The following is a 10,731-nucleotide window of genomic DNA, read 5'->3' on the forward strand; positions in this document are numbered from 1 at the left end:
GATCGAACGCGATCGGCATGTTCGACGCGTTCCTCGACGACGAGGGCGTCGCCCTCTACGGCGTCGAGGCCGCCGGCGACGGCGTCGACACCGAGCGGCACGCCGCCTCGATCGAGCGCGGGCGCCCGGGCGTGCTGCACGGCGCGATGACGTACGTGCTGCAGGACGAGGACGGCCAGACGATCGAGTCGCACTCGATCTCGGCGGGACTCGACTACCCGGGCGTGGGTCCCGAGCACGCGTGGCTCGCCTCGATCGGACGCGTCTCGTACATCCCGGCGACGGATGCCGAGGCGATGGACGCCCTGCGCCTGCTCAGCCGCACCGAGGGCATCATCCCCGCGATCGAGTCCGCGCACGCCCTCGCCGGCGCATTGCGACTGGGCCGCGAGCTCGGGCCCGACGCGATCATCGCGGTGAGCCTGTCGGGCCGCGGCGACAAGGACATGGACACCGCCGCGCGTTGGTTCGGTCTGTACGACGACGCCGAGGGGCCGGTGGACACGCCGCCCGCCGACGAGGCGGCATCCGGAGAGGGGACCGAGCTGTGAGCCGCGTCGCCGCCGCGATCGACGCGGCCCGCGCCGAGGGGCGCGGCGCGTTCGTCGGCTACCTCCCGCTGGGCTTTCCGGATCTGCGGACGAGCATCGAGGCCGCGGTCACGCTCGCCGAGAACGGCGCCGACGTCCTCGAGCTCGGGCCGCCGTACTCCGACCCGGTCATGGACGGCACGGTCATCCAGGAGGCGACGCAAGCGGCGCTCGCCGGCGGCTTCCGTCTGCGCGACACGTTCACGGCGGTGCGCGAGATCTCCGCGCGCGTCGACGTCCCGATCCTCGTGATGACGTACTGGAACCCCGTGCTGCAGTACGGCGTCGACCGCTACGCCGACGACCTGCTCGCCGCCGGCGGCGCCGGGCTCATCACGCCCGACATCACGCCGGAGGCGGCCGCGGCCTGGATCGCGGCGTCGGAGCGCACCGGGCTCGACCGCGTGTTCCTGGCCGCGCCGACCTCCACCGACGAGCGGCTTGAGCTGATCGCGCGCGCGAGCACGGGCTTCGTCTACACGGTCTCGACGATGGGCATCACGGGCGAGCGCGCCGAGCTGGATGCCGCGGCCCGCACGCTCGTGGCGCGCTTGCGCACCCACGGCGTCGAGCACGCGTGCGTCGGCATCGGCATCTCCACGCCCGACCAGGTCGCCGGCGTGCTCGAGTACGCCGACGGCGCGATCGTGGGCACGGCCCTGGTCCGCGCCCTCCGCGACGGGGGACTGGAGGGGCTCGCCGAGACGACGCGCGCCCTCACGTCCGGCACGTCACGCTGACTCTCCGAGTCACTGCCGTACCGCCGAGTCACTGCTCTGCAACGCAGTGACCGGGCGAGAAGGCAGTGACTCGGCTGCGCGAGCGTGGACCCGAAACCGTCGGGTGGTGACTGAGCGTCGGCATCGACCAGCGCTCGGGCGAGCCTAGACTCGTACGCATGCCTTTCGTGCCCGTCAGCATCCCGAGCCCGCCGATCAGCAGCTTCACGCTCGGCCCGGTGACGATCCACATCTACGCGCTGTGCATCATGGCGGGCATCGTCGTGGCGACGCTCATGACCAACCGCCGCCTCACGCGCCGCGGCGCCGAGCCCTGGGTCGTCATCGACATCGCGCTGCTCGCCGTGCCGCTCGCGCTCATCGTGGCGCGCTTCTACCATGTCTTCACGCACTCGTCGTACTACTTCCGCGCGGGCGCCCAGTGGTGGAACCCGTTCGAGCGCGACGCGATCTGGAACATCTGGGACGGCGGCATCGCCATCTTCGGCGCGCTCATCGGCGGTGCCGTGGGGGCGTGGCTCGGATGCCGGTGGACCGGCATCCGCTTCTGGAGCTTCGCCGACGCGCTGGCCCCGGGCCTGCTGCTCGCGCAGGCGATCGGCCGGTTCGGCAACTGGTTCAATCACGAGCTGTTCGGCCAGCCGACCGACCTGCCGTGGGGCCTGGAGATCAGTTCCGACAACCCCGCGTTCCCGCCGGGACTGGCCGAGGGCACGCTGTTCCACCCGACGTTCCTGTACGAGGTCGTGTGGAACACGCTCGGCGTCGTCGTCCTCCTGTGGGCCGGCAAGCGCTTCGTGCTGCAGTGGGGGCGCCTGTTCGGGCTGTACCTCGTGTGGTACGGCGCGGGCCGCATCGTGTGGGAGTCGATCCGCATCGACCCGAGCGACATCATCCTCGGCATCCGCACGAACGTGTGGGCCGCGATCCTCGCCGTGGCGCTGGGCGTCGTCATCGTGATCGTCCAGGGCCGCCGTCATCCGTCGCTCGAGCCGTCGGTGTACGTCCAGGGACGCGGTCCCCGCGGGGCTGTACAATCGCAGAACACCGACGACTTCGTGGACGTAAGCGAGCCGCCCGCACTCGATGTCGATGCGGCCGGCGCCACAAGCACCGCAGCCGCCAAGTAACAGCCACCCGGGCCGACGTCGTCCCATCCTGAGTTCAGAGTGAGGACGGTAGGTATGCCGACGAGCCCCGATCACGGCGCCCACGGCGCCCACGGCGCGTTCCCGCCCCGTCAGGGCATGTACAACCCCGCGTTCGAGAAGGACGCGTGCGGTCTGGCCATGGTCGCGACGCTGCGCGGGACCGCCGGCCACGACATCGTGGAGCTGGCTCTCACGGCGCTGCGCAACCTCGAGCACCGCGGCGCCATCGGCTCCGACGCGGGCACGGGCGACGGCGCCGGCATCCTGACGCAGATGCCGGACGCCTTCTTCCGCGCCGTCACCGGCTTCGAGCTGCCGGTCGTGGGGGAGTACGCCGCCGGCCTGGCGTTCCTGCCGCGCGACGACGCCGAGCGCGCCGCGCTCAAGGCCGAGATCGAGCGCCTCGCGGCGTCCGAGGGCCTCACGGTGCTCGGCTGGCGCGTCGTCCCCACCGCGCAGGACAACCTCGGCAAGCTCGCCTACCAGGCGCGCCCCGCGTTCGAGCAGCTCTTCCTCTCGCGCCCCGCCATCGGCGGCGCGCCGGCGATGTCCGGGCTCGAACTCGACCGACTCGCATATCGGCTCCGCAAGCGCGCCCAACACGAACTGGGCGCGTATTTCGTCTCGCTGTCCTGCCGCACGATCGGCTACAAGGGCATGGTCACGACGCTCCAGCTGGAGCCGTTCTACCCCGACCTGCAGGACGAGCGCTTCGCCAGCGAGCTCGCGGTCGTGCACTCCCGCTACTCCACGAACACGTTCCCGTCGTGGCCGCTCGCGCAGCCGCTGCGCATGCTCGCCCACAACGGCGAGATCAACACGGTCGAGGGCAACCGCAACTGGATGCGCGCCCGCCAGTCCCAGCTCGCCTCCGAGCTCCTCGGCGACATCCGGCCGCTGCTGCCGATCTGCACCGAGGGCGCGAGCGACTCGGCATCCTTCGACGAGGTCCTGGAGCTGCTCACCCTCACCGGTCGCAGCCTGCCCCACGCGATCATGATGATGGTGCCGGAGGCGTACGAGAAGCAGGCCGACATCGACCCGAAGCTGCGCGCCTTCTACGACTACCACTCGCTGCAGATGGAGCCGTGGGACGGTCCCGCCGCGCTCATCTTCACCGACGGCACCGTCGTCGGGGCGACCCTCGACCGTAACGGGCTGCGCCCCGGGCGCTGGACCGAGACCACCGACGGCCTCGTCGTCATCGGCAGCGAGACGGGCGTGCTCGACTTCGCGCCCGAGCGCATCAAGCGCCGCGGCCGCCTGCAGCCGGGCCGCATGTTCCTCGTCGACACCGCGCAGGGCCGCATCGTCGAGGACGAGGAGATCAAGGCCACGCTCGCCGCCCAGGAGCCCTGGGACCTGTGGCTGCGTCAGCGCCTGCAGCTGTCGGAGCTGCCCGAGCGCGAGCACATCGTGCACCCGGTCGCGTCGATCATGCGCCGTCAGCGCACGTTCGGCTACACCGAGGAGGAGGTGCGGATCCTGCTGACCCCGATGGGCCAGCACGGCGTCGAGCCCCTCGGCGCGATGGGCTCCGACACGCCGATCGCGGTGCTCAGCAAGCGTCCCCGGCTGCTGTTCGACTACTTCGCCCAGCAGTTCGCGCAGGTCACGAACCCGCCGCTGGACTCGATCCGCGAAGAGGTCGTCACGAGCCTGCGCGCGAGCCTCGGCGGCGAGCGCAACCTGCTGTCGTGGGGTCCCGACCACGCCCGGCAGATCACGCTGGACTTCCCGGTCATCGACAACGACGAGCTGGCGAAGATCCAGAACATCGGGCGGACCATGCCCGGCCGCCGCACGGTGACGGTCAAGGGCCTCTACCACTTCGACGCCGGTCCCGGCACGATGAAGGCGCGTCTCGACGAGATCTGCGCCGAGGTCGACGAGGCCATCGCCGCGGGCACCGAGTTCATCGTCCTCAGCGACCGCGACTCGAACAAGGACCTCGTCCCCATCCCGTCGCTGCTCATGCTCTCGGCCGTGCACCACCACCTGATCCGGCAGGAGAACCGGATGAAGGTGGGCATCGTCGTCGAGGCCGGCGACGTGCGCGAGGTGCATCACGTCGCGACGCTCATCGGCTACGGCGCGTCTGCGGTGAACCCGTACCTGGCGATGGAGACCGTCGAGTACCTCGTGCGCGCGGGCTTCATCACCGGCATCACGCCCGAGAAGGCGGTCAAGAACCTCATCTACGCGCTCGGCAAGGGCGTGCTGAAGATCATGTCGAAGATGGGCATCTCGACCGTGTCGTCGTACGCGGGCGCACAGGCGTTCGAGGCGGTCGGCCTCTCGCAGGAGCTCGTCGACGCCTACTTCACCGGCACCGAGACGAAGCTCGACGGCATCGGCATCGACGACATCGAGGCCGAGAACCAGATCCGGCACGACTACGCGTATCCCGAGGACGAGGCCGCGCGCGCCCACGAGCGCCTGTGGACCGGCGGCGAGTACCAGTGGCGCCGCGACGGCTCGCCGCACCTGTTCACGCCCGACACGGTGTTCCGCCTGCAGCACTCCACGCGCACGCGACGCTACGACGTCTTCCGCGAGTACACGCGGCTGATCGACGACCAGGCGGCCGAGCTGAAGACCCTGCGCGGCATGTTCCGCCTGCGCACCGGCACGCGTCCGCCGGTGCCGATCGACGAGGTCGAGCCGGTGTCGTCGATCGTGAAGCGCTTCTCCACCGGCGCGATGAGCTACGGCTCGATCTCGAAGGAGGCGCACGAGACGCTCGCCATCGCGATGAACCGTCTCGGCGCGAAGTCGAACACCGGCGAGGGCGGCGAGGACCTCGAGCGCCTCCTCGACCCGGAGCGGCGCAGCGCGATCAAGCAGGTGGCGTCCGGCCGGTTCGGCGTCACGAGCATGTACCTCACGCACGCCGACGACATCCAGATCAAGCTCGCCCAGGGCGCCAAGCCCGGCGAGGGCGGCCAGCTGCCGCCCGCGAAGGTCTACCCGTGGATCGCGCGCACGCGCGGCGGCACGCCCGGCGTGGGCCTCATCTCGCCCCCGCCGCACCACGACATCTACTCGATCGAAGACCTCAAGCAGCTGATCTTCGACCTCAAGCGCGCCAACCCGGGCGCCCGCGTGCACGTCAAGCTCGTGAGCCAGTCCGGCATCGGCGCGGTCGCGGCCGGCACGGCCAAGGCGCTCGCCGACGTCATCCTGGTCTCCGGCCACGACGGCGGCACCGGCGCGAGCCCGCTGAACTCGCTCAAGCACGCCGGCACCCCGTGGGAGCTGGGCCTGGCCGAGACCCAGCAGACGCTCATGCTCAACGACATGCGCGATCGCGTGGTCGTGCAGGCCGACGGCCAGCTCAAGACCGGCCGCGACGTCGTGATCGCCGCACTGCTGGGCGCCGAGGAGTACGGCTTCGCGACCACGGCGCTCGTGGTCGAGGGCTGCATCATGATGCGCGTGTGCCACCTCGACACGTGCCCGGTGGGTGTGGCGACGCAGAACCCGGTGCTGCGGGCCCGCTTCGGCGGCAAGCCCGAGTTCGTCGTGAACTTCATGGAGTTCATCGCCCAGGAGGTGCGCGAGTACCTCGCCGAGCTCGGCTTCCGCTCCCTCGACGAGGCCATCGGCCACAACGAGCTGCTCGACGTCGACGGCGCGATCACGCACTGGAAGGCGAACGGGCTCGACCTCACGCCGATCCTGCGCGGCCCCGACTTCGCGCCCGACGCGCCGCGTCGCCGCACGCGCGCGCAGGACCACGAGCTCGAGCGCCACTTCGACGTGTCGCTCATCGAGATGGCCCACGACGCGCTCGTCGACCGGGCCCCGGTCGTGATCGAGCTGCCGATCCGCAACACCGAGCGCGCCGTCGGCACGATGCTCGGCCACGAGGTGACGGTGCGCCACGGCGAGGCCGGGCTTCCGCGCGAGGCGATCGACGTCACGCTGCACGGCACGGCCGGCCAGTCGTTCGGCGCGTTCCTCCCGCCGGGGATCGCCCTCCGGCTCGAGGGCGACGCCAACGACTACGTCGGCAAGGGCCTCTCCGGCGGCGACATCACGATCCGTCCGGCGCGCACGGCGACGTTCGCACCGCACGAGAACGTCATCGCCGGCAACGTCATCGGCTACGGGGCCACAGCGGGCACGATCTTCATCTCCGGCATCGTCGGCGAGCGGTTCCTGGTGCGCAACTCCGGGGCGACCGCCGTCGTCGAGGGCGTCGGCGATCACGCCCTGGAGTACATGACCGGCGGGGTCGCGGTGATCCTCGGCGCCACCGGGCGCAACCTCGGCGCCGGCATGTCGGGCGGCACCGCCTACGTGCACGCGCTGCCGCGCGAGCGCGTCAACGAGCAGTCCCTGGGCGGCGGCGAGCTGATCCTCGGCCCGCTCGACCGCGCCGACCTCGAAGTGCTGCGGAGCCTGCTCGTCGAGCACCACGAGCGCACCGGCTCGCCGCTGGCCGGCTCGATGCTCGCCGACTTCGACACCGTCGCCGCCGAGTTCGTCAAGGTGACGCCGCGGGACTACGCCGCGGTGCTGCAGACCCGTCAGGACGCCGTCGCCGAGGGGCTGGACCCCGACGGCGACGTCGTCTGGACCCGCATCCTGGAGGTGACCGGTGGCTGACCCGAAGGGCTTCCTCAACGTCACGAAGCGCGAGCTGCCGCCGCGCCGCCCCGTGCCCGTGCGCATCATGGACTGGAAAGAGGTCTACGAGCCCGGCGACAGCGCGGTGCTCCGCCGCCAGGCGGGGCGCTGCATGGACTGCGGCATCCCGTTCTGCCACCAGGGCTGCCCGCTGGGCAACCTCATCCCGGAGTGGAACGACCTCACGTGGCGCGGCGAGTCGCGCAGCGCCATCGAGCGGCTGCACGCGACGAACAACTTCCCGGAGTTCACCGGGCGTCTGTGCCCGGCGCCGTGCGAGAGCGCGTGCGTGCTGGGCATCAACCAGCCGGCGGTCACGATCAAGCAGATCGAGGTCTCGATCATCGACGAGGCCTTCTCGCGCGGCTGGGTCGAGCCCGAGCCGCCCGCGCGCCTCACCGGCAAGACCGTCGCGGTCGTCGGCTCCGGTCCGGCCGGCCTCGCCGCCGCCCAGCAGCTCACGCGCGCCGGCCACACGGTCGCCGTGTACGAGCGCGACGACCGCATCGGCGGGCTGCTGCGCTACGGCATCCCGGACTTCAAGATGGAGAAGCGCCACCTCGAGGCGCGCCTGCGCCAGATGCAGGACGAGGGCACGCGCTTCCGCGCCGGCGTGGAGATCGGCCGCGACATCACGTGGGAGGACCTGCGCACGCGCTACGACGCGGTCGTGGTCGCCACCGGCGCCACGCTGCCGCGCGACCTGCCGATCCCGGGCCGCGACCTCGACGGCGTGCACTTCGCGATGGAGTACCTCGTCGAGTCGAACCGGGCGACGGCGGGGGATGCCGTGGACCACCAGATCACCGCGAAGGGCAAGCACGTCATCGTGATCGGCGGCGGCGACACGGGCGCCGACTGCATCGGCACCGCGCACCGCCAGGGCGCGCTGAGCGTCACGAACCTCGCGATCGGCCGCCGCCCCCCGTCGGAGCGCCCCGACCACCAGCCGTGGCCGATGGCCCCGACGGTGTTCGAGGTGCAGTCCGCGCACGAGGAGGGCGGCGAGCGCGCCTACCTCGCGTCGACGGTCGAGTTCCTCGGCAACGACGCCGGCGAGGTGCGGACGCTGCGCGTCGCCGAGACCGAGTTCGTCGACGGCCGCCGCGTGCCGCGCAGCGGCACCGAGCGCGACATCCCCGCCGACCTCGTGCTGATCGCGATGGGCTTCACCGGCCCGGAGAGCGCCGTGCTGGAGGAGCAGCTGGGCACCGCGTTCACCGCTCGCGGCAACGTCGAGCGCGACGCGGCGTACCAGACCACGACGCCGGGCGTGTTCGTGGCGGGCGACGCCGGCCGCGGCCAGTCGCTCATCGTATGGGCCATCGCCGAGGGCCGCGCGGCCGCCGCCGCCGTCGACCGCCACCTCATGGGACGCACCGCGCTGCCCTCGCCGGTCGCACCGACCGACACTGCGATCGGCCTCCAGCCCGCGTAGGCTGGGGCGGACGCGTCCGCGCCCACGAGGCGCCGAGTCCGAACCAACACGAAACCGCCGAGCCCGAATCAACGAACCGGAGTCACACACGTGAGACGTGCGAAGATCGTCGCCACCCTTGGTCCTGCGACGTCCACCTACGAGATGGTCCGTGCCATCATCGAGGCGGGCGTGGACGTCACCCGCTTCAACCTCAGCCACGGCGACTACTCCGTGCACGAGAACAACTTCGCCAACGTGCGCAAGGCATCCGAGGACGCCGACCGTCCGGTCGCCGTGCTCGTCGACCTGCAGGGGCCGAAGATCCGCCTCGGCCGCTTCGAGGACGGCCCGCACGACCTCGCGCCCGGCGACATCTTCAAGATCACCGTCGAGGACGTCCCCGGCACCAAGGAGCTCGTCTCGACGACCTTCAAGGGACTGCCGAACGACGTCGCGCCCGGCGACTTCCTCCTCATCGACGACGGCAAGGTGCGCGTCAAGGTGCTCGAGACCGACGGCGTCGTCGTCACCACCGAGGTGATCGTCGGCGGTCCCGTCTCGAACAACAAGGGCATCAACCTGCCCGGCGTCGCGGTCAACGTGCCGGCCCTGTCCGAGAAGGACGAGGACGACCTGCGCTGGGCGCTGCGCATCGGCGCCGACCTCATCGCCCTGTCGTTCGTGCGCGACGCGAAGGACGTCCAGCGCGTGCACGTGATCATGGCCGAGGAGGGACGCCGTATCCCGGTCATCGCCAAGATCGAGAAGCCGCAGGCGGTCGACAACCTCGAGGGCATCATCGAGGCGTTCGACGGCATCATGGTCGCGCGCGGCGACCTCGGCGTCGAGCTGCCGCTGGAGGCGGTGCCGATCGTGCAGAAGGAGGCGGTCGAGCTGTGCCGCCGCATGGCCAAGCCGGTCATCGTCGCCACGCAGATGCTCGAGTCGATGATCGGGAGCCCGGTGCCCACGCGCGCCGAGACGAGCGACGTCGCCAACGCGGTGCTCGACGGAGCGGACGCGGTCATGCTCTCGGGCGAGACCAGCGTGGGCGAGTACCCGGTGATCGTCGTGGAGACGATGGCGCGCATCATCGAGTCCACCGAGGACCACGGCCTCGAGCGCATCGCGCCGGTGACCGCCAAGCCGCGCACCCAGGGAGGTGCGATCACCCTCGCCGCGAACGAGGTGGCCGAGTTCGTCGACGCCAAGTATCTGTGCGTCTTCACCGAGTCGGGCGACTCCGTGCGTCGGATGTCGCGGCTGCGCTCGAAGATCCCGATGTACGCGTTCACGCCGCTGCAGGGCATCCGTCGCCGCCTCGCGGTCACGTGGGGCGTGCAGTCGGCGCTCGTCGCGCGCGTCACCCACACCGACCGCATGTTCATCCAGGTGGACGACTACCTGCTGTCGAACGACCTCGCGAAGGTCGGCGACAAGGTCGTCGTCATCTCCGGGTCGCCTCCCGGGATCGTGGGCTCCACCAACGACATCCGCGTCCACAAGGTCGGCGACGCCGTCCACGGCGCCGCGCCGATCTACCAGGCCGAGCGGTAAGAGGACGTGAAGACACGGGATGCCTCGGGCGAGGCATCCCGTGTCTTCGTCATTCCTCCGTCGCGCCGAAGCTGAGGCTCTCGCGCCGCGGGGGACGGACGAAGTCGTGCGCGTCGGCCGCCGCGAGCACGGTGAGCGAGACGAGGCGCGGCGCCCACGTGCCGTCGTGGCCGACGACCCAGCCGCCCACGACGAGCAGGTCGTCGGCGGCCCCCTCGGTGGCCACGCCGGTCAGGGCGACGCGCCCGTGGGTCTCGTGGTCGAAGACCGCCCGGACGAGCGCGCCGTGCGGCGGCAGCTCGAACGGGACGGCGTCGGGCTCGTCGGCGTCCGCGTGCGGGCCGAGGCGCCGCAGCTCCTTGTCGGGCCGGCGCGCGGAGTCGGTCAGCAGCACGCCGCCCACCTTGAGCGCGCCGCCCACGCCCTCGCGGACGATGCCGTCGACGAGGAACGCGCCGTGCCGGCGGGAGAGGAAGACCGCGCGGACCTCGTCGCCCACGGTCGCGTCGGCGAGCGCCTGCGTGAGGCCCGGCAGGTCGCGCCGACCCGCGGCGCCCTCGAGGTCGGCCGTGTCGGTTCGTGTCGCATCGTCCATACCGGCACCATATCCGCTGCCGCGGACACCGACGCACCCGACG

Annotated in this window: 7 protein-coding genes; 6 read left to right on the forward strand and 1 reads right to left on the reverse strand. The window is 71.3% G+C overall.

Features of this window, described 5'->3' with window-relative positions; genetic code table 11:
- From WML84_RS08910 to pyk, 6 genes are all read left to right on the forward strand, one after another.
- The coding region (locus WML84_RS08910) for a pyridoxal-phosphate dependent enzyme (RefSeq protein ID WP_347345790.1) at positions 1–551 on the forward strand (551 nt) is incomplete at its 5' end.
- The gene (trpA, locus tag WML84_RS08915) at positions 548–1,330 is read left to right on the forward strand and encodes a tryptophan synthase subunit alpha (RefSeq protein WP_347345791.1); all 783 of its coding nucleotides are present in this window, start codon (positions 548–550) and stop codon (positions 1,328–1,330) included. The genes WML84_RS08910 and trpA, both read left to right, overlap by 4 nt.
- Positions 1,331–1,488: 158 nt before the next feature.
- Positions 1,489–2,460 carry a prolipoprotein diacylglyceryl transferase gene (gene lgt / locus WML84_RS08920; protein WP_347345792.1) on the forward strand — a complete coding sequence of 324 codons (972 nt, stop codon included), beginning with the start codon at positions 1,489–1,491 and terminating at the stop codon, positions 2,458–2,460.
- Between the two features lie 54 nt (positions 2,461–2,514).
- Positions 2,515–7,095 carry a glutamate synthase large subunit gene (gene gltB / locus WML84_RS08925; RefSeq protein WP_347345793.1) on the forward strand — a complete coding sequence of 1,527 codons (4,581 nt, stop codon included), beginning with the start codon at positions 2,515–2,517 and terminating at the stop codon, positions 7,093–7,095.
- Positions 7,088–8,554, forward strand: a complete 1,467-nt coding sequence (locus WML84_RS08930; protein WP_347345794.1) for a glutamate synthase subunit beta — start codon at positions 7,088–7,090, stop codon at positions 8,552–8,554. Before gltB ends, WML84_RS08930 begins: the two co-directional genes overlap by 8 nt.
- A 90-nt stretch (positions 8,555–8,644) precedes the next feature.
- Positions 8,645–10,093 carry a pyruvate kinase gene (pyk, locus tag WML84_RS08935; protein ID WP_347345795.1) on the forward strand — a complete coding sequence of 483 codons (1,449 nt, stop codon included), beginning with the start codon at positions 8,645–8,647 and terminating at the stop codon, positions 10,091–10,093.
- A 49-nt stretch (positions 10,094–10,142) separates the two neighbouring features.
- Here the strand turns inward: pyk and WML84_RS08940 are convergent, their stop codons facing one another.
- On the reverse strand, positions 10,143–10,688 hold the full coding sequence (locus WML84_RS08940; protein ID WP_347345796.1) for a hypothetical protein: 546 nt from the start codon (positions 10,686–10,688) through the stop codon (positions 10,143–10,145).
- Positions 10,689–10,731 lie beyond the last annotated feature (43 nt).

Origin of the sequence: Microbacterium sp. (assembly GCF_039812165.1) — a bacterium.
Lineage (GTDB): Bacteria > Actinomycetota > Actinomycetes > Actinomycetales > Microbacteriaceae > Microbacterium.

Coding starts and splice junctions, on each gene's coding strand:
- lgt (WP_347345792.1), top strand. CDS start 1,489: ATGCCTTTCGTGCCCGTCAGCATCCCGAGCCCGCCGATCAGCAGCTTC.
- gltB (WP_347345793.1), top strand. CDS start 2,515: ATGCCGACGAGCCCCGATCACGGCGCCCACGGCGCCCACGGCGCGTTC.
- WML84_RS08940 (WP_347345796.1), bottom strand. CDS start 10,688: ATGGACGATGCGACACGAACCGACACGGCCGACCTCGAGGGCGCCGCG.